This window comes from Paenibacillus piscarius (assembly GCF_022234545.1).
GTDB lineage: Bacteria > Bacillota > Bacilli > Paenibacillales > Paenibacillaceae > Paenibacillus_AQ > Paenibacillus_AQ piscarius.
Map to the genome: position 1 here is coordinate 230,220 of NZ_JAIEUI010000004.1, position 20,825 is coordinate 251,044.

Here is a 20,825-nt window from a genome sequence, read left to right on the forward strand (position 1 = left end):
TGCTCCTCATTTCCGCTCACGGCCTACTTTCGCCGGATTCAGGTGAATTAATACACTTCATTTCCGCTTCCGGCCCGCTTTCGGCGGATTTAGGTGCAAGCGGGACATAGTTGGGTTTCCTCCACTTACTAACCAGTAATTTGCCGCTCCAGGGGCAACTGTTGGATAAACAACACTTAATTTCTCACATTTCATCTAACGGAGCTTAAAGTAACTAATTTAGTTGTTGTTTTTCCACTTAAGTCGGAGCTTTCACCCAAAGCCGACGGACTAAGATACGTTATTCCATTTGTTTACTTGCCGGGGCGGATCTTGTGGGCTCACGAGTTCAAAGGGGGAGTGTGTTCCAAGCACCCGCAGGTTCTGAATAGGTCTGATTCAGTCGTTCAGACGCCCGCACATTCAGCTACTCTTAACCACACCAGAAACACCCCCAGAGCTTACACGCACTCTGGGGGTAAGTATCGTCTTTCCTCGCCCTAAGCTCTCTCCTAGCTCTCCGCGCTCTCCGCAGCTTCCAGCCAGCGCTGGAACCGCTCGCGGATGCCGGACGCCAGGCTCTCCAGCCGGGCCAGCTCCGCCAGCCCGCTCTGATCCTTGCGGCCGTGCTCCATGAAATAGAGCACCTGCTTCACGGTGAAGCCGCCGTTCCCGCTCTCCTGCTTCACAATCTGGTCACCCGCCGCAATTCTGCCCTCACGCAGCACACGGAAATAGAAGCCGCTGAAGCCGGTAGACAGCACCCGCGCCGGCATGTCCGCCGGGCCATGCTTCTGCGAGAGCTTGAAGCACGGGAAGCGGGGCTGGCTCACCTGCAGCAGGGCGGTACCGATCTCGTACACATCCCCGATACAGACCTCGGTCTCCAGCAGCCCGCGGGCTGTGATATTCTCGCCGAAGGCGGAATAATCCAGCTTCCGGTCAAGCTGCTCCTCCCAGTACGCATAATGCTCTACCGGATAGACGCAGACCGCCTTGTCCGGTCCGCCATGGTTCACCAGATCCGCCTGCCCGTCGCCGTCGAACCCTTCCATATGAAGCGCAACCTTACCGGCAACCGGCAGCTTATAGATACCGGTGGATAGCGGCTGGTTGCGGTACTCCATCGTCTTCGGCTTGCCTACATTCAGCGAGGCGACTTGCCCCTTTAGCCCAGTCTTCATCTCAGTCTCCATCCCCTTCTCCTCCCGTCAGCCTGCAGCTCATGAATATCTCATCTACATACCGCCCGCCCAGATAGAATTCCTCCCGCAGCCGGCCCTCTTCCTCGAATCCGCACTTGCGGTAGAACAGGATCGCCGGTGTGTTGCTGGACAGCACCCGCAGGCGCAGCTTACGGATGCCATGGCAGGCAGCATGGCGCTTGATTTCTGCGATCAGGCGGCTGCCGACACCCTGGCGCTGAAAGTGCGGATGGACTGCAATATTCACCTCGCAGACGTGGCGGTTGCTCTCCATCTCTGTGGGACAGCCGAAGCCGACAACTCCGCACAGCTCGCCATTATGCACAGCTACAAGCTGGGAGCCGGGCGGCGCATGAAGCAGATAGTCCTCCCGGGAGCGCCACATCAGCGGGCCAGGCGCCGTCTGCTCCGTCCAGATCAGATGATCGAGCACTATCAGCTCCCGGACATCCTTCAGCTCAGACGGGCGGATGACCAGCGCCGGCTCTCTGTCTAATTGTTGCATGAATGTACCTCCTTGCCTTGCTAAGCACATAGCAGATAATAGAAGGATTGGTTATTGCAAGTGAATCTATGCCGTTCTGCGTGCAAGCCGCTGCTCAGCGGAGCGGTTCACATAGGCATGCACCGCGAAGAATCCCACGGCCAGCACCGCCATGCCGCAAGCCAGCCACCCTGTCGGAGCCAAGCCGCCACGGTCGAATTGAATGCCCATCAGATAGGGGCCGATGACCCGTCCGGCCGCGCCGATTCCGCCGCTCAGTCCCAGATAGAAAGGCGCACTGTGCTGCGCATGCTCCGAGATGAATGAAGGCATCGCCGGGGAGATCAGCATCTCCCCCAGGGTAGCCAGAACCATTGCCAGCAGCATACCCGGATAGCTTGGCAGGAACAGAAGGACAGCGTATCCGGCCAGGTAGAACACCGCGCTTGCAGTCATCTGTGAAGTGGACGCCTTGGCGAACCAGCGTTTGATCAGACTGACCAGCGGCTGGGCCACGAAGATCAGTATACCGTTCAGCGTCCAGAGGAAGCCGTAGAGCTGCTTCGACCAGCCCTTCGAGATAATGAATGGCGATACACCGGTATTCCAGATCGAGTTGCCGATCAAAAGAAACATCGAACCCAGCGCCATATAGAGGTAGATCCGGGTATTCCCCATCAGTCTCCAGCCGGACATACCACCCTGCGGCTGTCTTCTTGCGGTTTGGTCTTGAGCAGGCGCCGAGCCTATCCTCCGCAGATAGACGAAGAAGAAGCCGGCGAATACCGCCGAGGTCACCCCGTTCAGCACAAAGCTCAGCATATAATTGCCCAGGAAGCCGCTCAGCGATGTCCCTAGGGCTACCCCGATATTATTCGCCACATAGATAATATTGAACAGCTCCGCACGCTGCTCTGCGAACCGGAAGCCGATGAAAGCCTGAATCGCCGGAAGCGACAAAGAGTTGAACAGCCCCACCAGTCCCATTACAATGATGAACACGCTCCAGTTGCTGCTGGCCCACGGGAGAGCGAACAGCATCAGGGCATTCATCGCCAAGGCGCCGACGATTAGCCGGTTAACGCCAACCTTGTGGTACAAAGAGCCGCCCAAGAGCTGTCCGGCAATTCCCCCGAGGGACTGCACGAGCAGCACGAGCCCTGCATCAGTCATACTGCGTCCCAGTTCATCGAATACATACATTGTCACCAGCGGCCACATGAGCGCACTGCCGGTTGCATTAATTAAGCTTGCAATCAGGAAGACCTTAACTTCCTTCGGATAGGCTTGCAGAAATCTCATCGCTTGTCTGTCATCCCCTGTAATATCTCTGTCATCAATCCATCCAGTATCATCCCAAAACAGGGCGGAGATCAAGCATACGCATTAACGCTTTATCGCGTGTAATAGGTGAAATGTTCTACTGTAAAATACCCGCCGCTCCCTGCCTGACAAGCGTTATTTCTATTCTATAGTCCGGCCCCCGGCACGTAAAGAAAATTACTGGAACAGGTCTGATTCGCCACCCGGAAGCCAGGGTAATAATGCATATGAAACACTCCCTAATTGGTTCACCGTGAATTCCGATTTCGTTCCCCCGAGTCGGAGTACACGGTGAATTTTGTTTTTGCCGGTTCAAAAAAACACTCCCTGCCTCTCTCCCCCTGAGCAGGAGGAAGCTGAGTGACAGGAAGTGCCTGAAGCCACACCGGGCTGCCGGGCCCGGCTGATTATATGAACTTAAGCGTGCTTCTTGAGCCCTGTGGCAGGGATTGCCCCAGCGGAAGCAGCGGGTGCCTGCTCCTTGCGCAGATAGGCCATCCAGTAAGCGGCAGCGACAAAGATAGCACCGCCTGTCAGATTGCCGAGCCAGACCGGAACGAAGTTGCCGAAATACTGGCCCCAGGTGAAATGACCTTCGAAGATCGCAGCAGGGATAAGGAACATGTTAGCTACAACGTGCTGGAAGCCGATGGCCACGAACGCCATAGTCGGGAACCAGATACCGAGGATTTTGCCGCTGAAATTATCTGCCCCGTACGAGAGCCATACCGCCAGAGCAACGAGCCAGTTACAGCCAATTCCGGAGATGAAGGCCTGCAGGAAGGTGGCATCAATCTTATGCTCTGCCATACTAACCAGCTTCTCCAGATATGCCCCGTCAGAGGTTAGGCCAACGATGTGTCCGAAGAAGTAAGCCACGAACAGTGCGCCTGCCAGGTTGCTGAGCGTGATCAATACCAGGTTCTTCATTACTTCCCAGAACGAGATCTTCTTCGCCATGAAGGCCAGCGGCACCGCCATCATATTGCCTGTCAGCAGTTCCCCCCCGGCCAGCAGCACCAGGATAAGCCCAACCGGGAACACCGCCGCCCCGATGAAGTTGGCAATGGACCCCCATTCAGCGGGTGCACTGGCAATGACGCGAATATCCAGCAAAAATCCGAGCGCAATAAACGCTCCTCCCAGAAAACCGAGAATGAGTACCGTGCTGAGCGGATTATGTGCCTTCTTAATTCCGTTCTCCACCGTCACTTCTGCGATTGCCTGCGGTTTGTTATAAGCCATGATTCCTATCCCCTTCGAATTACTTAAAATTTGTTCCTTTATGCCATTGTAACGTGATCCCAATCACATTTACGTGACAAAAATCACAATGCAAAAAACAAGTGAAAGTTTTCACTGACATGTCAAATTTACCATAAAAGCTGGATTCATGCACTGATTTAATACAGCTTAAGGATTTACAGATTAATCTCACTGGAAGGAACAGGAGCATCCAGCAGCGAATAAAAAAAGATAAAAGTTATACCGGCTGCTTGTTAACGGGCCAGAGAGACGGGTCTTAGTATGGTTAGCCAAGAAGAACAGGACATCATTGAAACGTATATCAGGGCATATAATTCTTTTGATATTCAAGGCATGGTTGACCTTATGCACCAGGATGTCATCTTCCGGAATATTTCAGATGGGGTAATCACCACGGAAACCAGCGGCATCCCGGCCTTCAGGGCTTTGGCAGAGCAATCATCAACGATGTTCTCCAGCCGCCGCCAGATCATTACCGGGTACAGCGCAGCACCAGACAGTAATGTTGCGGTGACCATTGATTACGAAGGCATTCTTGCCGTGGATTTACCGGGCGGATTAGCGGCCGGGGATACCCTGCAATTAAAGGGAACGTCTACATTCAGCATTAAGGATGGCTTAATCTCATTAATTGAAGACTACAGCTGAAAAGACAACTTTAGAATGTAAAAAAGAGCCCTTAAGAGGGCTCCGGATGTGACGGTATGATTAAGCGTGGACAGGCTCCCTGACTGGAGCAGGCTTAGGCAGCGCCTGGAGACCTGCGGTGTTCAGGAAATTCCAAGGCTTGTTATAATGCGGCTGGAAGAAGAAGTCGATGAAGGCCAGCTGGTCTACGGTCATTTTATTCTGGATGCAGACCGATACGGTGTTGATCGACTGGGTCAGATCCATCTTGGACATGATCTGTGCGCCGAGAATGCGGCGGGTGGCACGTTCATAGACGACCTTGACCTGAACCTGCTCGAAGGTTGGCATGAACTCCGGACGGTAATTGTCCACCAGCATCACACTTTCCGTATCCATTCCTTCCGTCTTGGCTGCTTCTTCCGTCAAGCCGGTTCCGGCAATATTGTCTTCATAGATCTTGATGCCTGACGTTCCTTGCGTGCCCATGTACGGGATGGTATTCTCAACCAGATTGCGGGCGACGAGTGTTCCCATGCGTACTGCGTTGGTGGCGAGCGGAATGTACGCGTGTTTACCAGTCGGGTTGTAATGAATCGCACAGCTGTCACCGGCAGCATACACATCCGGCAGGCTGGTCTGCATATAGTCGTTGACCATGATTGCGCCGTTCGGCAGCATATCCACTTGGCCCTTCAGCAGCTCCGTATTCGGGCGGAAACCGATGCAGAGAATAACCAGATCCGTCTCATGCTCACCTTTGCTGGTAATCACCTTGGTGACTCTGCCGTTCTCGCCGGCGAAGGAAGCAACCTTTTCACCAAGTGCCAGCTTGATCCCGTGATCCTTAAGCGACTGCTCGATCGGTGCAGTGAATTCTTCATCCAGGTACTTGCTCAGAATCCGCTCTTCCCCGTCGATCAGCGTAACCTCCTTGCCGTTCATCTGAAAAGCCTCCACCAGCTCCACCCCGATATAACCAGCACCCACAACAGTAATTCTCTTCACCTTCTGTGCTTCCTCAATAATGGTGTTGGAATGATGATAGTTCTTCGAGAGCAGGATCCCCTTCAGGTCAATCCCCTCCAGCTTAGGCACAACCGGCCATGAGCCGGTGGTCATGATCAGCTTGTCATAGGTATCTTCGAATTCTTCACCCGTTACCAGATTGCGGACCTTCAGCGTCCGGCGGGCGGTGTCCACGTTAATTACCTCATGGCGCATCTTCGTCTGCACACCCAGCGCAGCCAGCTGCTCCGGCGAGGAATAGAATAATCCATGCGGATCCTTCACGACTCCCCCGACATACAGGGCAATCCCGCAAGACAGGAACGAAATATTATCGTTACGCTCATAGACCGTAATCTCGGCATCCGGGTATAACTGGGCGGTATTCACAATGGCGGCCGTTCCGGCGTGGGTACATCCAATGACTGCTACTTTCATGATTTCTTCCTCCTCCAAGTTAAAAAGCTTATTTGTCTATACTTGTGACTGCGTTAACTGGAATGACTGGTTTTGAGTCTTAATTCGTTTGTGATTGTTTTCACTTTATACATTGATTATATTGTGATATTTATCACATTTCAATAGTTATTGTGATTTTTCTCACATTGTTCACAATTTCAAATTTTATTTATCCTTGAGTTAACCGGATGATCCGTTACAAGCACACTGCCGCTTTACGGCTATCGTTGATTTAGTTTCCCCCGGAGAAGGGGCATTATGTCTGCCAGGAGCAGGAAGGAGCAGGGGTGAACTTGGCCGCACTCGCCTCGCTTCTGCTCGCAAGCTGCACGAGCTGGCTGATGTAAAACTAACAACCGTTCCTTGAAGGGAACGTCAGTATGCAACAGAACTGGTAATCATGGCACAAGGATTTCCCTACCATTGCTGAACTAACAGGACTATCTATGGATGAACTGGACAAACTGAAACAAAGACATTAATGTTTGAAAGCTGCGTTAGATTCAATCTCTGCAGCTTTTTTTGTGTGGATTGGACAGTAATAGTCAATGTATTTTCGGTATTTAGCACACAAAAAAGCCTCACCCCCGCAGCATACCTGCGGTAAAGTGAGGCCAAGCTATATCTAACGGCTATACTGGCCGATGGCTATGCTCCGGCAAATGCACAGACGGGAAGGCGCCTTATTGCAGACCGGAAATTACGCCATCCTCGTCCACCAGCAGACTCTCGGCTGCGGGCTTGGCGGGAAGGCCGGGCATGGTGACCATGTTGCCGGTGATGACCACGGCAAAGCCTGCACCCAGCGACAGGGTAATGTCCCGCACGCCCATGGTGAAGCCTTCCGGTGCTCCCAGCAGACGCGGCTGATCCGAGAAGGAATACGGGGTCTTCGCCATGCAGACCTGAAGCTGGTTCAGCCCCAGCCGCTCAATCGCTGCCAGGCTCCGCTTGGCAGCAGGAGAGAAGGCCACGCCTGCGCCGCGGTAGATCTCGGTAACGATTCGGTTGATTTTGGACGGAATATCCAGATGATCTTCGTACAGAGGAGCGAAATTCACAGCTTCCTCCTGCACGAGCAGCTTCTTAAGCGCCTCAGCAAGCTCCTGTCCGCCCGCGCTTCCTTCAGCCCAAACCTTGGATACTGCAGCAGGGACGCCCAGCCGGCGGCAGGCCTCCAGTACATCCCCGACTTCCGCAGGCGAATCCCCTTCAAAGTGGTTGAGCGCCACCAGCACCGGGACACCGAATTTGCGCAGGTTCTCAATATGACGCTCCATGTTGGCTAACCCCGAGAGCAGCGCGGCCCGGTTGCCTTCATACAGCTCTTCCTTGCGGACGCCGCCGTTATATTTCAGGGACTTCACCGTAACCACCAGCACAGCGGCGGAAGGCGTCAGCCCGGCCTGGCGGCACTTGATGTCCATGAATTTCTCAGCTCCCAGATCAGCGCCGAAGCCTGCTTCCGTCACCACTACCTCGCCCAGCTTGAGTGCATATCGGGTGCCGATCACACTGCTGCAGCCATGGGCAATATTGGCGAACGGTCCGCCATGCACAATCACCGGCGTGCCTTCGAGCGTCTGCACCAGATTAGGCTTAACCGCCTCCTTCAGCAGCGCAGTCATCGCTTCCACCGCTCCGATCTCCTTCGCAGTGACCGGCTGTCCCTGCTGGTCATAACCGATCAGAATCCGGCTAAGCCGCTGCTTCAGATCAGCAAGATCGCTGCATAGGCAGAGCACCGCCATGATCTCAGAGGCCGTAGTAATCTGGAAGCCGCTCTCCCGCACCGTTCCGTTGCCGTCGCCAAGTCCGGTCACAATATTCCGCAGGCTGCGGTCATTCATATCCATGACCCTTTTCCAGACGATCCGCTGCGGATCAAGACCGAGACTGTTGCCCTGGAACAGATGATTGTCAATCATCGCCGAGAGCAGATTATGGGCTGCGCTCACCGCATGGATGTCCCCTGTGAAGTGCAGATTAATATCGTCTGCCGGAATGATCTGCGCCCGGCCGCCCCCGGTCGCCCCGCCCTTCATGCCAAGGCACGGGCCCAGTGATGGCTCACGCAGCGCAGCTACCGTCTTAACGCCGGAAGCATTCATTGCCTGGGCAAGTCCGATGGTGGTCAGGGTTTTGCCCTCGCCCGCCGGGGTCGGATTCACCGCCGTAACCAGCACCAGTCTGCCGTCCGGCTTATCCTTCAGCTCGGCCCACAGTGACGGGGAGAGCTTGCTTTTATATTTACCGTACAACTCCAGATGCTCTTCCTTGATCCCGGCTGCCGCCGCTACCTCTGTAATTAACCTCATGCCTGTATGTAACCCTCCTGCCGTTATTATCCTGCATCCTTCAATTCTCTATACGTTCCATGTCCAAGGGATGCGTGGAGCATTCTCTTCAAAGGATACATGGTCCCTGAAAAGATTCAAGGATAATTTTCATACCGGCCGGTCAGCAGACGCTGAAGGGGCCCGCCGATGCATGAATAAAGCCCTGCAGACCGCAGGGCTATGTCTTCTTAATATCATTCAGTTAGATTCAGCTCGAGGCCAGCGCAGCCTCAATAAGCCCCTTCATGCTCTCCGGCGATTCCTTCGGTTCAACCCGGGCAATCACTTGGCCGCTGCGGTCCACCAGGAACTTCGTGAAGTTCCACTGGATATCGCTGCTCTCCCCGTCACCCGGCTGCTGGCCCTTCAGATACCGGAACAGCAGGCTGGCCTCCGGCCCGTTGACATCCACCTTGGCAAATACCGGGAACGTCACCCCGTAATTCAACTGGCAGAAGGCCTCTGCCTCCTCGCTGGTACCGGGCTCCTGGCCGCCAAACTGGTTACACGGGAAGCCGAGGACTACCAGTCCCTGGTCCGCATACTGCTCATGCAGCTTTTGCAGCTCTCCGTATTGCGGGGTTAGCCCGCACTGGCTGGCGGTATTCGCAATCAGCAGCACCTTGCCCTCATAGTCTTTGAAGGACACCTCTGCGCCCGAAGGCGTAACGGCGGCAAAACTGTAGATCGACATCCTGCTCGCATCCTTTCGGCTGTAGATTTTCTCTCTTTCATTGTATCCTATCTGCAGCCAAGAACCAAAACAGCGCCCGGGTCCCACTAATGAACAAATGGCAGATTATGATGCATCAACAAAAAAACGGTCCGCCACTGGTGCGCAACCGTCTCTCGTTCATTGAGCTGTGTGTCTTGCTGCTATTCCTGCTGCACCATCTTCACCAGCATATGTGCAAGCCGGTGGCGCTCCTCCTTGTTGCCCGCTCTCCAGAGCTCCAGCAGCAGCTTCTCCTCACTGTTCCGGGGCTCTTCATAAGCGGCCAGATAATCCGCGATTTTGCCGGCGGCCAGCGCCAGCTGCTCCTCATTCAACCCGATCCGCTGCGCTAATTGAATGCGCTTTCCCAAGTAGACCTTGAACTGTTCAAAATCACTCAGAATGCGTTCCTTCTGCCCCGGCTCAATCCTGCCCAGTGCCTCGGTTACCCGGTCCATGGTCACATTGCCGTCCTTGCTTACCACATGATTGTGTTCAGCCATTCTGCATGCCTCCATTCAGTTTGTATGAGGTTTCCCACTACTTAACCAGCAGTCTGGAGGTTGAACCATAGGTACAGCTTCAGGTTACGGCGGAGAAAAGAAGCGGCCCCGCATCATTCCGCAGGACCGCCTGATTATAGCCTGATTCGCTTGTCTGCTTACTTGCTCACCGGAATGGCATCGAAGTATTCCTCCAGCGTAATGCCCCGCTCGGCAATCGATGCGGCGATCTCCTTGCCTACATAGCGGACATGCCAAGGCTCATACTTGTAGCCGGTTATAGTCTCCTTGCCCTCAGGGAACCGGATAATATATCCGTACTCTGTGGCATGGTCAGCCAGCCACTGCGCCTCCTTCGTCCCGGCGAAGCAGCTCTCGGCGGCACATTTGCCGTCACTGCCGGACAGATCGATGGCCAGTCCCGTCTGATGCTCGCTGTGTCCAGGCATTGCGCTGTAGGTGCGGGCTTTCTCTTCGCCGTCTTTTTTCACATAGTTGTTAAACAGTCTGCGCTGGGTCGCTTCTGAGCGGTAGCCCGATACACCGGCAAGATGAACCCCGTCCTGCTTCGCGGCAGCAACCATCTCCTCCAGCGCGGCCGCCGCTTCCCGGCGGAGCATCCGCTTCTCAATCTTCTCCGAGAAGATAAAAGGCACATCCGGATAGACCAGATCGGCAGGCTTGTACTCCTCCGGCAGGCTGTACTGCTTATTCACCATAACCGCAGTGCTGTCGGGATCGGCGACTACCATCTCAGAGCCGTCTGACGCCGGAGGCGCTGTTGCCGAAGCATCGTTGCCCGGGGTCTGTTCTCCGTCCGGCAGCGGGGAGGCTTCAGGCGCAGCATCCGGCCCGGCTCCCAGGTCCGTACCTGTGCCTGCATTAGTTCCGTTTGCCGGGGAAGCGGATGGAGCAGTGTATTTACCGATCCCCCAGCCGACGGCAACCACAACAATAAGTAGAATAACAATCTTGGCGGTTTTGGACATGCTTGATTAATCCTCCTATAGGTTACGCACACGGCTTCATTATAACTATTAGACATGCCCGGCAGGCAAAATGTTTCACTTGGATACTACTGGGAGTGGTCCAGTGCATTATAGTCGGTTTTCCGACTACATTTGGCCCGCTCGCTATCACACGACGAAATGTGGTCGGTTTTCCGATTACATTTGGTCCTCACGCTATCACATGACGAATTGTGGTCGGTTTTCCGATCACATTTGGTACTCACGCTATCACACGGCGCAATGTGGTCGGTTTTTCGACTACAATTGCGGACATTGATGTTGCCGGGGGAGGTATGCGATGAGCCTCGCATTCCCTGCATAATAAATAATACCACAGAACAACTGGCCGCCCGGCCAGCTATCCTATGGTACCAAGCAGCCGATCCGGCTGTAAAGCGCCTTTATCTGGAGGAGCCGCGTCCGCCGCGCGAACCACCGCCGGAGCTGCCGCCGCGCTTGCCGCGCGTGGAGCCCCCGCTACCGCCACGTCCGCCGGAGCCGAAGCCGCCTTTGCCGCCCTTCGAGCCGGCGCCGCGTGAGCCGCCGGCAGAGGCGTCATGGCTGCGCGCTACATGCGCCCGGTATTTCGGGCTGGCCTGCGCACCGCCCGGGTTGTACCCCGCGCCGGAGCCGGCCCCCTTGGAGGCGCCGTAGCTGAAGCCGCCGGCGTCTGCGCCTCTGGACACGTTGCTGCTGTAGCCGCTGCGCTTGCCGCCTTCCGCAGGCGCGTTCCAGCCGCCTGCTTCCTTGCCGCCGCGTCCTCCGGCGGCACCACCCCGCGCAGCTGCGCCACTGCCGCTGCGCTTGCCGCCTTCCGCAGGCGCGTTCCAGCCGCCTGCTTCCTTGCCGCCGCGTCCTCCGGCGGCACCACCCCGCGCAGCTGCGCCATTGCCGCTGCGCTTGTTGCCTTCCGCAGGCGCGCCCCAGCCGCCTGCTTCCTTGCCGCCGCGTCCGCGCCCGCCCGGACGCCCTGAGGCCTCCGCGCGCGGCGCACCGCCGCTGCGGCCCTGCCCGCGGCCGCCGCGTCCGGCGCGCGCCGCTTCAGGCGCAGCGTTCTGCCGTCCGCCGCGCGGCGAGCCGCCGCCCTGCACCGGGATGAATTCGCCAGTCCCGAATTCATCCTTCTCGTACCGGCGGCGGTCCAGCCGCTGGGAGATGCCGCGCTCGATGTCTTCGAGCCCGGCGCGGTCGCGCGGCGAAGCGAACGTCACCGCGAGGCCCTTGCCTCCGGCGCGGCCCGTGCGGCCGATCCGGTGGATGTAGCTGTCCGGGTCCAGCGGCAGGTCATAGTTGAAGACGTGGGTGATTCCCTCCACGTCCAGGCCGCGGGCCGCTACATCGGTCGCAACCAGCAGCTGCAGCTTCGCGTCACGGAACCGTTTCATGACCGCCTCGCGCTTGCCCTGCGACAGGTCGCCGTGCAGCTCATCGCAATCATATCCGGCTGCCTGCAGCGCTTCATTCAGCTTCGAGACCCGGCGCTTGGTCCGGCAGAAGATGATCGCGAGATATGGGCGGTCGCGCTCAATCAGCGAGATCAGCGCTTCCTCCTTATTGCGGTCAGAGCACTCCACTACCTGCTGGCGGATGTTATCCAGCGGGATCGGCGATCCGCTGCGGATAATGATGTCCAGCGGCTCCTTCATGTAGTTCGCAGCCAGCCGCTTGATCGGGTCCGGCATGGTTGCCGAGAATAGCATCGTCTGGCGGCGGTACGGCACCGACGTAATGATCGTCTCCACATCCTCCAGGAAGCCCATATGCAGCATCTGGTCGGCCTCATCCAGCACCAGCATCTTCACGCCGCCAAGGTCCAGCGTCTCGCGGCGCAGGTGATCCAGCAGCCGTCCCGGCGTACCGATGATCAGATGCCGTCCGCCTTCGAGCTTGCGGAGCTGCTTCTCCACATCCTGGCCGCCGTAGACGGCCAGAATCTTCACCCCGGTATGGCGCGCCAGCTTGCGCGCTTCCTCCGTAATCTGCAGCGCCAGCTCACGCGTCGGCGCGAGGATCAGCGCCTGCGGATAAGCTGCCTCCACCCGGATCTTGTCCAGGATCGGCAGCAGAAAAGCCAGCGTCTTCCCCGTTCCCGTCTTCGCCCGGGCTATAACATCCAGCCCCTGCACCACAGGCGGGATTGCCTCCTCCTGCACCGGCGTCGGCTTGACGATGCCCTGCCCTCTGAGCAGATCATTCAGCACTTCAGATACTCCTAAATCTTTGAAACTAGGCAATTGCTCCACCTCACTATATTCCTGAATTTACATGCATGTCATAACTTATATTCAATCCTTGAACGGAGTAATGTACGAAATGTGTCAGTTCCTGCTGCTTCTGCAAGTTCCTCTTCACACAAAAGCGGAAGCGCCCCGTCACCGGAGCCCTTCCGTCCCATAGGCCCGCAAGGCTGCGGTCGAAGTTCGGTTTCTGGGCAGCAGCGATCCACCGGACATTCAGACGGCACTCCATTTGCGTTCCATTACATTTGAATTGTGGCAAGTTATCCTTATCCATTGTACTTGATTGCGCGCCTCTTGTGTGTACGGGCCGGAGAATATTTCTGCTCCGGCCCGCACAGCTAGAATCTTCCTGACTTGAAAATGGAGAACAGCAGCCACAGAATCATCAGCAGGGCGATGACCGAGCCGATCTCTACGATCGGGAAATCCCAGAGCAGCGAGGGCTCGCCGCGCAGCGAAGAAGCGATAATCAGCCCGGCCATAATGATGCTGAAGGCCAGCAGCACGATACTGAAGGAGAGCCGGTTGCCGATCCGGCTGAACTTGTGCTCCAGCCCCTGCAGCTCCGGCACCCCAATCTCCACCTTCAGCTTGCCTTTGCTGATCAGGGCGGACAGCTGCCTCGCCTGTGCAGGCAGCTCGACCAGGCTCTCGGCAAGGTCAGCCACCCCGCCCAGCAGCTTACGCTGCAGGCGGCTGCCGCTGAAGCGCTGCTTCAGCAGCTGCCTGCCGAACGGCTCCGCCATCTGCATGATGCTGAAGGCCGGGTCCAGACTGGCCACCATGCCTTCCAGGGTCAGCATCGTCTTGCCCAGCATTGCCAGGTCCGGCGGAATGACCAGCCGGTGCTTGCGGGCAATGCTGAACAGGTCGTTCAGCGCCTTGCCGATGCTGACCTGCTTGAACGGGATGTCATAATACTGCTCCCGGAGCCGGTCCATATCATCATGCAGAGCCGCCCGGTCAGCATCCTCCGGGATGACTCCCAGGCGCAGGATTGCCCGTACCATGGAATCGGTATTCTTGCGCATAAGCGCGATGACCAGTGCAGACAGGCCATCCTTCATGTCCTCGCTGAGCCGCCCGACCATTCCGAAGTCGATCAGGGCCAGCTTCCCGTCCTCCATCACCATCACGTTCCCGGGATGGGGATCGGCATGGAAGAAGCCGTGAATGAAGATCTGGTTCAGCATCATCTGCACAAACTGCTCGGCAATGGTCTTGAGCTTGAAGCCTGAGCCAAGCAGCTCCTCCCTGCGGTTCAGGGTGACCCCTTCCATATATTCCATCGCCAGCACCCTCGTTGAGCTGTAGTCCCAATAGATGGTTGGAATATATACATTATCTTGAGCCGACAGCTGTCCGGCTATACGTTCGGCATTGCGCCCTTCCTGAGTATAATCCAGCTCCGCCAGCAGAGCCCGGGAGAACTCCTCAATCATCCGGGCCAGGCCGTATTGCTTCGCCCAATCCATTCTGCGCTCCGCCAGCAGGCTCAGGTCCTTCAGAATCTCAAGATCCCTGGTCATAGTCCGCATGACGCCGGGGCGCTGGATTTTGACGGCAACGCTCTGTCCGCCATGCAGCACCGCCCGGTGAACCTGGCCGATGGAAGCGGCAGCAAGCGGGTGATTCTCGAAGTATTCGAAGACCGCATCAATCCTCTGATCCAGCTCCTGTTCAATGATGTTGCGCGCCGTCTCGGCCGAGAAGGGCGGCACATTGTCCTGGAGCTTGACCAGCTCCTGGATGATGGAATCGGGCAGCAGATCGGAGCGCGTGCTGGCGAGCTGGCCCAGCTTCACGAAGGTCGGCCCTAACTCCTCCAGCACCCGGCGGATCCGTTCACCCAGCGTCACACTCTCATGAACTTCCTGCGTGATGATCCGGCGCGGCAGCGACAAGAGATGATACAGTCCCAGCTCTTCCACCATATAGCCGAAGCCATGACGCATAAGCGCCATGGCTATTGCCCGGTAACGTCCGGCATGTCTGATGCGGACCGCCATTTATTCCGCTGGCGTGTCCGGCGCGGGGTTCTCCCGGGGCGATGCCCCTTCCAGCTCGGCCACACGGCTCTCCAGCACGGCGATACGCGATTCCAGCGTGGCGATGTCGGCCTGAACCGGCACCTTAAGCTCTTTGAGCACCCGCTGTACCTGCTCCTGCACAACCGATTTGAACGCTCCCCGCTCTTCATCTCCGCGCTCAATGAGCCGGTCTACCAGCGCCTTCGATTCAGAGGGCGCCAGCTCTCCCCGCTTGACCAGGTCGTCTACAACCTTCTCTACTTTCTCCTTACTGACAATGGTGAGGCCTACGCCTAAAGAGATTGCTTTCTTGAACAAATCACTCATGGTACTTCCCTCCCAAAGATTACAATTATGGATAAAGTATACCCCTTAGCCCGCCATTTCACAAAAAAAGGCGGATTCACGCCCCTAACGCCATCCTCTTACGGTTATCTGGGGATTCGCGCAGCCCAGGTGGCCGCCTGCAGAATAAGCTTACGGACAGACGGATGATGGAAGGTCGGCTCATGATGGCCCGGCATCAGGAAGACCACCCGCCCCTGGCCGTAGCTATGGCACCAGGCCGCCGGCACCCGTTCGCCGTCCGCCTCGTATTCAAGCAGAATCGTCTTCTCGGTGAACGGATCGAAATCGAACTGGTACGGCTCCTCGTCCAGCTGGAAGTCCTCTATTCCTTCGGTGATATCATGCTCATGCACTTTGAAGTTCAGTGTAGTATACGGGGGATGGCCGGTGAATCTTCCCCCAATCAGCTGGGCCAGCTCGTAACGCTTCGCCAGCGATATTCCGGTGTGGAGCACAATCAGGCCGCCGCCACCGCTGACATAACTCAGCAGACCGGCGGTCTGCTGCGGAGATACCGCTTCATTCCATAATTCATTATAAGCAATACAGAGATCATACCCGGCCAGATGCTCACTCAGGAGCAGCTTCCGGTTCTCCGAGCACTGCACCGTCAGCAGCTCATTTAGAATCCCGCTGACCTGCTTGTCTACTCCTTGCAGCGGGTGAAACCGCGGGTGTGTATAATCGCCTAACAACAGGCACTTTCTCTTATCCATAGGTCTCCTCCTCAATTCTTATCTTTATAATGATGCAATACTGTTCATTGAATTCCCTTAACGTCTATCAGCTACCGGTTCGCTGCGAGATACCGCCCCAGGCTGACCAGCATGCTGCCCATCCGCTCATGCTCCGGCATGATGATCCGCTTCACGCCCTCTTCCTTCAGCGCCTCCGAGGTCACCCTGCCGACAGACACAGCCAGAACCCTGTCCTCCAGAGCCTGAACAAGGGCTTCAAGCCGTCCCTGTTCCCGGGCATGCTGCGCCAGGAAGCGGAATTGCGGCCCGCTGGTGAACGCTACCGCATCTACCTTCCCTCCGGTAATATCACCAAGCAGCTGCTCCAGCGCCCCCGGCTCAGGCTCGGTATACCGGTAGGGCTGCACACAGCCGACGCTTGCCCCGGCCTGCTCCAGCCACCCGGTGAGCTGCGGCGCGGTCTCCCCGTGCAGCTGCAGCATGACCCGTTTACCCTGGAGGTCCCACTCCTGCAAGCCGCGGATCAGGCCGGCATTGCTGCCGTCATCATCACGCACCACCGGCTCAAGCCCCCGCTTCTTCAGCGCATTCACGGTCTTGTAGCCTCGCGCAGCAATCGGTGAAGCGGAGAGAACCTCCTGGAAGCGCTCCGCCAGCCCCAGCTTCGCGGCCATTCCGAACAGGGCTTCAAGCCCCATGCCGGTAGTCAGCACGGCCAGATCCGGCGGCTGCTCCACCCATGCCTTCAGCCCGTCATGCAGTGCGGCATCATCCAGGAAGGACGTGCCCTGGGCCGGACGGTGCAGGGCGGTCCCGCCCATATTCTCTACCAGCTTCGCCATTTCCTCCGCTTTGCGCGGGCCGGCCAGGGCTACGGTCAGCCCCTTCAATTGCTCTGCCATGAACGATTCTCCCCTCAACACCCCATATTATTGCTTATCAGTATACTTGCAAAAGCAGGTAAAAGAAAAGACCATATGGGATATTTCCCCCGGATCCGCTGCCTTCCGGAGGTCCGCCACCGCACAGGCAAAAGACCGTCCGGGTGCGGACGGCCTCTTCTGGAGGGTGGCCGGAGCCCGGCCTCTAATTCTTGCGCGGATTCTTGCTCCGGCAAGCCGGGCACACCCCGCCGAATACAACATGGGTATGGGTGATAGAGTAGCCGGTATCGGCCGCAACCGAATCCATCCACTCCTGCGGAACCTGGCTCATCACTTCATCCACCGCGCCGCAGACCTCGCAGATAATATGCTGATGGTCATCGAGGCGGGCATCGTAGCGGCTTGCCGCCTCGCCGAGCTTCAGCTCGCGGATCATCTGCTTATCCGACAGATAACGCAGGGAATTATATACAGTCCCGTAGGCCAGATTATGTCCCTGCTCGACAAGCCGGTTCATTACCTCTGCAGCAGTGGGATGGTCATGGGAATTACGGACAATATCATAAACGGCTTGACGTTGCGCAGTTAAGTTCAGGGTCTTCATCGTGATCATCCTCTGACTTGTTTTTAGATCAAGTATAAATCCTGGCAGCCTCAGCGTCAATCTGATTAGGGCGGTAACGGCATCGGCACAGCACTTTGCAGCGGGATACCTTGGGTTCCAGTATGATTTGATCCATTCCCGAAATTAACTCCACCATAGGATGGGTCATCATCTCCTCAGTGCTGTGCCGGGGGCCTGCTGCCAGAGAAGGAGCGTTTCTTTTCCCGGAAGAGTGGTAATAAATGAGATGGATACTGACTAGGAGGGATATAGCATGGGTTCACAGGAGCATGTTTCGCAAGGCCTGCCGCAATTTCCGGAATCCTTCTGGAGAGGCAGCACGGAGCTTCCTTCGTTTCCGAAGCTTACTGAGGATCATGTCACCGACGTAGCCATTGTAGGGGCAGGGATAACCGGCATCACTACCGCCTATCTGCTGTCCAAGGCCGGATACCAGGTTACTCTGCTGGAGGCAGGCGAGATTCTCAGCGGTACTACAGGCTTCACCAGCGCCAAAATCTCTACCCAGCACGGAATGATCTACGATGATCTGCTGAAGCATTTCGGCGAAGAGCAGGCCCGGATGTATTACCAGTCGAATCATGAAGCGCTGGAGTGGATGATTGCCACTGCGGAGGATCTCAGCCTGGACTGCGGGATGACGCGGGAAGCTGCCTACCTGTATACGGATAAGGAGGACGGTAAGAAGCTGAAGGATCTGGAGGCTGAATTCGCAGCTTACCAGAAGCTGGGTATTCCCGGCGAGTGGCTGGATCAGGTGCCGCTGCCGCTTGGCGCAGGCGGTGCAATCCGGCTGCCCGGGCAAGCCCGCTTCCACCCGCTGCACTATCTGAAGGGGCTGCTGCAGGCAGTGCTTGATCAGGGAGGCAAGGTCTACGAGCATACGACGATTGGCGAGAAGGTCGATACGGAGGGCCATCTTACGCTGCATACCGAGGGAGAAGAGTTCCAGATCCGCTGCCGCCATGCGGTGTCTGCCTCCCATTTCCCCTTCTATGACGGCGGTTCACTCTACTTCTCGCGGCTGCACGCCGAGCGGTCCTACTGCCTGGCCTTCGAGCCGGAGACCGATTATGAAGGCGGCATGTATCTGAGCGCCAGCGGGCCGACCCGGTCGCTCCGTGCGGTGGAGTGGGGTGACAAGAAGCTGGTGATCGCCGGCGGGGAGAACCACAAGACCGGTCAGGGCATCTGCACCTTCGGCCATTATGAGAAGCTGGAGCGGTTCGCAGGAGAGCTGCTGGGCATCCGCAGCATTCCTTACCGGTGGTCCACCCAGGATCTGATCACGCTCGACAACGTGCCTTACATCGGCAAACGGGCCGAGGATGAAGAGATTTATATCGCCACCGGCTTCGGCAAATGGGGCATGACGAACGGAACGCTGGCGGCCCGCCTGATTGCGGACGGAATTATGGGCAACAGCAACCCTTATACCGGGCTGTATGATCCCACACGCTTCAAGGCGGTGCCGGGCATCAAGAACTTCATTGTGCAGAACTTCTCTGTCGCCAAGGAGCTGGTCAGCGGCAAGGTGGAGATTGTTCACAAAAAGACGCGGGAGCTTGGGCCGGATGAAGGTGCTGTCGTCGTTCATGAAGGCAGACGCGTGGGTGCCTACCGCGACCCTGAGGGCAAGCTGCATCTCGTGGACCGAACCTGCACCCATATGGGCTGCGAATGTGAATGGAATGACGGGGAGCGTTCCTGGGACTGCCCGTGCCACGGCTCCCGCTTCTCCTATGAAGGCCAGGTGCTTGAAGGACCAGCCACGGTGCCGCTTAAGAGCATTGAAGCGGAGGATGTGAACTAGAGCCGGGCGGTATGGTTTGTACCGAACCGGGCTGCTCCGGCGTGATTGTCCCGGTCCGCTCAGGTATAATAGCCTTAGCCTTATGTCTATCTTGCAGGATGATACTATTCCAATGAAGGAGCGTGACGACAGGTTATGGATTTGAGAGGAACCAGTGTAGTCATTACAGGTGCAGGCAAGGGGATCGGCAAGGCGCTCGCGATGGCGCTGGCCAAGGAAGGCGCGAACCTGGGACTGATCTCCCGGACCGCAGCCGATCTGGAGGCGCTGAAGCAGGCGCTGAGCGAGGTGTATGATGTCAAGGTCAGCATTGCCGTTGCGGATATTTCTGTACGGGAAGAGGCCGAACGCGCGGTGGTCGCCCTGCAGAATGATCTAGGCCCCTTCGATGCCTTGATCAATAACGCCGGGATTGCCCGGTTCGGGACGCTGCTGGAGATGGACCCTGCCGACTGGGAACGGCATATGCAGGTCAATCTGTTCGGGGCCTACTATGTTACCCGGGCTGCTCTGCCAGCCATGATCGAACGCTCCAGCGGCAATATTATTAATATCGCTTCTACAGCAGGCGAACGCGGCTTCGCCACAGGCTCGGCCTACTGTGCCTCCAAGTTTGCGCTGATGGGCATGACCGAGGCGCTGGCTATGGAGGTCCGCAAGCACAATATCCGTGTCGTGGCTCTGACTCCAAGCACGGTAAACACCGGGCTTGCTGCAGACGCAGGCCTGAAGATCGGGGACGAGGACCGGATGATGCAGCCGGAGGATGTGGCGGAGTTGACACTCGCTGCCCTGAAGCTGCCGGACCGTGTCTTCCTGAAGACCGCCGGCATCTGGACCACCAATCCGCAATAATTACGCTACACATGGGTAATGCCATGCACTACACCTGTGTAGCGCCCTAAGAGGAGGATTTAACATGCTGGTAGTTACCAATACGATTAGAATTAAGGAAGGCCATGGAGACACGATTGCTGCACGGTTTGGCGCGGACAACGGCGTGCAGACCATGCCCGGCTTCATCCGCTTGGAGGTCTGGCAGGGCGCGCCGAAGGATGGCGTCGAGGAATTGAAAATCTGCACCGTCTGGGAGAACGAGGAAGCGCTGAACGGCTGGACCTCAAGCCCGGCCTTCCGCGAATCGCACCGCGGTGCCGGACGCAATGAAGCCATTGTCGGTGCTTCGCTCGACAAATACGATCTGAAGTTCAGCCGGACTCCGAACGGTCAGGCTTAAGCCCCATACAGGAATGCCCCGCAGGCCAGGAA

At 57.0% G+C, this 20,825-nt stretch carries 19 protein-coding genes; 4 read left to right on the forward strand and 15 right to left on the reverse strand.

Translation table 11 applies throughout. The features are described 5' to 3' along the window. Window positions 1-491 precede the first annotated feature (491 nt). From K1558_RS09310 to K1558_RS09325, 4 genes are all read right to left on the reverse strand, one after another. Complete coding sequence (locus K1558_RS09310) at window positions 492-1,175, reverse strand: MOSC domain-containing protein (protein ID WP_238651242.1); 684 nt, start codon at window positions 1,173-1,175, stop codon at window positions 492-494. Next, window positions 1,165-1,689, reverse strand: a complete 525-nt coding sequence (locus K1558_RS09315) for a GNAT family N-acetyltransferase (protein WP_238651244.1) — start codon at window positions 1,687-1,689, stop codon at window positions 1,165-1,167. Before K1558_RS09315 ends, K1558_RS09310 begins: the two co-directional genes overlap by 11 nt. A gap of 66 nt (window positions 1,690-1,755) precedes the next feature. Then, entirely contained in the window at window positions 1,756-2,970 is a 1,215-nt protein-coding gene (locus K1558_RS09320) for an MFS transporter (RefSeq protein WP_238651247.1), read from the reverse strand. Between the two features lie 438 nt (window positions 2,971-3,408). Next, a complete protein-coding gene (locus tag K1558_RS09325) occupies window positions 3,409-4,236 on the reverse strand; it encodes a formate/nitrite transporter family protein (protein ID WP_238651249.1) in 828 nt (275 codons plus the stop codon). A gap of 282 nt (window positions 4,237-4,518) precedes the next feature. On the opposite strand from K1558_RS09325, the gene K1558_RS09330 reads away from it, so the two are divergent. After that, window positions 4,519-4,905 carry a nuclear transport factor 2 family protein gene (locus K1558_RS09330; protein WP_238651251.1) on the forward strand — a complete coding sequence of 129 codons (387 nt, stop codon included), beginning with the start codon at window positions 4,519-4,521 and terminating at the stop codon, window positions 4,903-4,905. Window positions 4,906-4,965: 60 nt separating this feature from the next. Here K1558_RS09330 and K1558_RS09335 read toward each other — a convergent pair whose 3' ends face one another. The 11 genes from K1558_RS09335 to K1558_RS09385 form a co-directional block, all read right to left on the reverse strand. Then, window positions 4,966-6,330, reverse strand: coding sequence for an FAD-dependent oxidoreductase (locus tag K1558_RS09335; RefSeq protein ID WP_238651252.1), 1,365 nt, complete (start codon window positions 6,328-6,330; stop codon window positions 4,966-4,968). A gap of 704 nt (window positions 6,331-7,034) precedes the next feature. Beyond that, window positions 7,035-8,669 carry a formate--tetrahydrofolate ligase gene (locus tag K1558_RS09340; RefSeq protein ID WP_238651253.1) on the reverse strand — a complete coding sequence of 545 codons (1,635 nt, stop codon included), beginning with the start codon at window positions 8,667-8,669 and terminating at the stop codon, window positions 7,035-7,037. Window positions 8,670-8,898: 229 nt separating this feature from the next. Beyond that, window positions 8,899-9,384 carry a glutathione peroxidase gene (locus K1558_RS09345; protein ID WP_238651254.1) on the reverse strand — a complete coding sequence of 162 codons (486 nt, stop codon included), beginning with the start codon at window positions 9,382-9,384 and terminating at the stop codon, window positions 8,899-8,901. A gap of 182 nt (window positions 9,385-9,566) precedes the next feature. Continuing rightward, on the reverse strand, window positions 9,567-9,908 hold the full coding sequence (locus K1558_RS09350; protein ID WP_238651255.1) for a DUF3243 domain-containing protein: 342 nt from the start codon (window positions 9,906-9,908) through the stop codon (window positions 9,567-9,569). 158 nt (window positions 9,909-10,066) lie between these two features. Continuing rightward, complete coding sequence (locus K1558_RS09355; protein WP_238651256.1) at window positions 10,067-10,897, reverse strand: M15 family metallopeptidase; 831 nt, start codon at window positions 10,895-10,897, stop codon at window positions 10,067-10,069. A gap of 422 nt (window positions 10,898-11,319) precedes the next feature. Then, the gene (locus K1558_RS09360) at window positions 11,320-13,152 is read right to left on the reverse strand and encodes a DEAD/DEAH box helicase (RefSeq protein ID WP_238651258.1); all 1,833 of its coding nucleotides are present in this window, start codon (window positions 13,150-13,152) and stop codon (window positions 11,320-11,322) included. 344 nt (window positions 13,153-13,496) lie between these two features. Beyond that, a complete protein-coding gene (locus K1558_RS09365; protein ID WP_238651260.1) occupies window positions 13,497-15,167 on the reverse strand; it encodes an ABC1 kinase family protein in 1,671 nt (556 codons plus the stop codon). Further along, window positions 15,168-15,515 (reverse strand): phasin family protein, encoded by a 348-nt coding sequence (locus K1558_RS09370; protein ID WP_238651262.1) that lies wholly within the window; start codon window positions 15,513-15,515, stop codon window positions 15,168-15,170. It lies immediately after the preceding gene. A gap of 104 nt (window positions 15,516-15,619) precedes the next feature. Further along, the gene (locus K1558_RS09375; protein ID WP_238651264.1) at window positions 15,620-16,252 is read right to left on the reverse strand and encodes a ThuA domain-containing protein; all 633 of its coding nucleotides are present in this window, start codon (window positions 16,250-16,252) and stop codon (window positions 15,620-15,622) included. A 71-nt stretch (window positions 16,253-16,323) separates the two neighbouring features. Further along, on the reverse strand, window positions 16,324-17,136 hold the full coding sequence (locus K1558_RS09380; RefSeq protein WP_238651266.1) for a uroporphyrinogen-III synthase: 813 nt from the start codon (window positions 17,134-17,136) through the stop codon (window positions 16,324-16,326). Window positions 17,137-17,320: 184 nt separating this feature from the next. Beyond that, window positions 17,321-17,722, reverse strand: coding sequence for a Fur family transcriptional regulator (locus K1558_RS09385; RefSeq protein ID WP_238651267.1), 402 nt, complete (start codon window positions 17,720-17,722; stop codon window positions 17,321-17,323). A gap of 274 nt (window positions 17,723-17,996) precedes the next feature. Between K1558_RS09385 and K1558_RS09390 the strand changes: the two genes are divergently transcribed. The 3 genes from K1558_RS09390 to K1558_RS09400 all read left to right on the forward strand — a co-directional run bounded on the left by K1558_RS09390 (window position 17,997) and on the right by K1558_RS09400 (window position 20,793). Then, on the forward strand, window positions 17,997-19,556 hold the full coding sequence (locus K1558_RS09390) for an FAD-dependent oxidoreductase (RefSeq protein ID WP_238651268.1): 1,560 nt from the start codon (window positions 17,997-17,999) through the stop codon (window positions 19,554-19,556). 135 nt (window positions 19,557-19,691) lie between these two features. Then, on the forward strand, window positions 19,692-20,411 hold the full coding sequence (locus tag K1558_RS09395) for a 3-ketoacyl-ACP reductase (protein ID WP_238651269.1): 720 nt from the start codon (window positions 19,692-19,694) through the stop codon (window positions 20,409-20,411). 64 nt (window positions 20,412-20,475) lie between these two features. Next, on the forward strand, window positions 20,476-20,793 hold the full coding sequence (locus tag K1558_RS09400) for an antibiotic biosynthesis monooxygenase (protein ID WP_238651270.1): 318 nt from the start codon (window positions 20,476-20,478) through the stop codon (window positions 20,791-20,793). The last annotated feature ends 32 nt before the right edge of the window (window positions 20,794-20,825 follow it).

Coding starts and splice junctions, on each gene's coding strand:
- K1558_RS09330 (WP_238651251.1), top strand. CDS start 4,519: ATGGTTAGCCAAGAAGAACAGGACATCATTGAAACGTATATCAGGGCA.
- K1558_RS09370 (WP_238651262.1), bottom strand. CDS start 15,515: ATGAGTGATTTGTTCAAGAAAGCAATCTCTTTAGGCGTAGGCCTCACC.
- K1558_RS09390 (WP_238651268.1), top strand. CDS start 17,997: ATGGGTTCACAGGAGCATGTTTCGCAAGGCCTGCCGCAATTTCCGGAA.
- K1558_RS09355 (WP_238651256.1), bottom strand. CDS start 10,897: ATGTCCAAAACCGCCAAGATTGTTATTCTACTTATTGTTGTGGTTGCC.
- K1558_RS09380 (WP_238651266.1), bottom strand. CDS start 17,136: ATGGCAGAGCAATTGAAGGGGCTGACCGTAGCCCTGGCCGGCCCGCGC.
- K1558_RS09310 (WP_238651242.1), bottom strand. CDS start 1,175: ATGGAGACTGAGATGAAGACTGGGCTAAAGGGGCAAGTCGCCTCGCTG.
- K1558_RS09340 (WP_238651253.1), bottom strand. CDS start 8,669: ATGAGGTTAATTACAGAGGTAGCGGCGGCAGCCGGGATCAAGGAAGAG.
- K1558_RS09325 (WP_238651249.1), bottom strand. CDS start 4,236: ATGGCTTATAACAAACCGCAGGCAATCGCAGAAGTGACGGTGGAGAAC.
- K1558_RS09315 (WP_238651244.1), bottom strand. CDS start 1,689: ATGCAACAATTAGACAGAGAGCCGGCGCTGGTCATCCGCCCGTCTGAG.
- K1558_RS09400 (WP_238651270.1), top strand. CDS start 20,476: ATGCTGGTAGTTACCAATACGATTAGAATTAAGGAAGGCCATGGAGAC.
- K1558_RS09350 (WP_238651255.1), bottom strand. CDS start 9,908: ATGGCTGAACACAATCATGTGGTAAGCAAGGACGGCAATGTGACCATG.
- K1558_RS09385 (WP_238651267.1), bottom strand. CDS start 17,722: ATGAAGACCCTGAACTTAACTGCGCAACGTCAAGCCGTTTATGATATT.
- K1558_RS09345 (WP_238651254.1), bottom strand. CDS start 9,384: ATGTCGATCTACAGTTTTGCCGCCGTTACGCCTTCGGGCGCAGAGGTG.
- K1558_RS09375 (WP_238651264.1), bottom strand. CDS start 16,252: ATGGATAAGAGAAAGTGCCTGTTGTTAGGCGATTATACACACCCGCGG.
- K1558_RS09335 (WP_238651252.1), bottom strand. CDS start 6,330: ATGAAAGTAGCAGTCATTGGATGTACCCACGCCGGAACGGCCGCCATT.
- K1558_RS09365 (WP_238651260.1), bottom strand. CDS start 15,167: ATGGCGGTCCGCATCAGACATGCCGGACGTTACCGGGCAATAGCCATG.
- K1558_RS09395 (WP_238651269.1), top strand. CDS start 19,692: ATGGATTTGAGAGGAACCAGTGTAGTCATTACAGGTGCAGGCAAGGGG.
- K1558_RS09320 (WP_238651247.1), bottom strand. CDS start 2,970: ATGAGATTTCTGCAAGCCTATCCGAAGGAAGTTAAGGTCTTCCTGATT.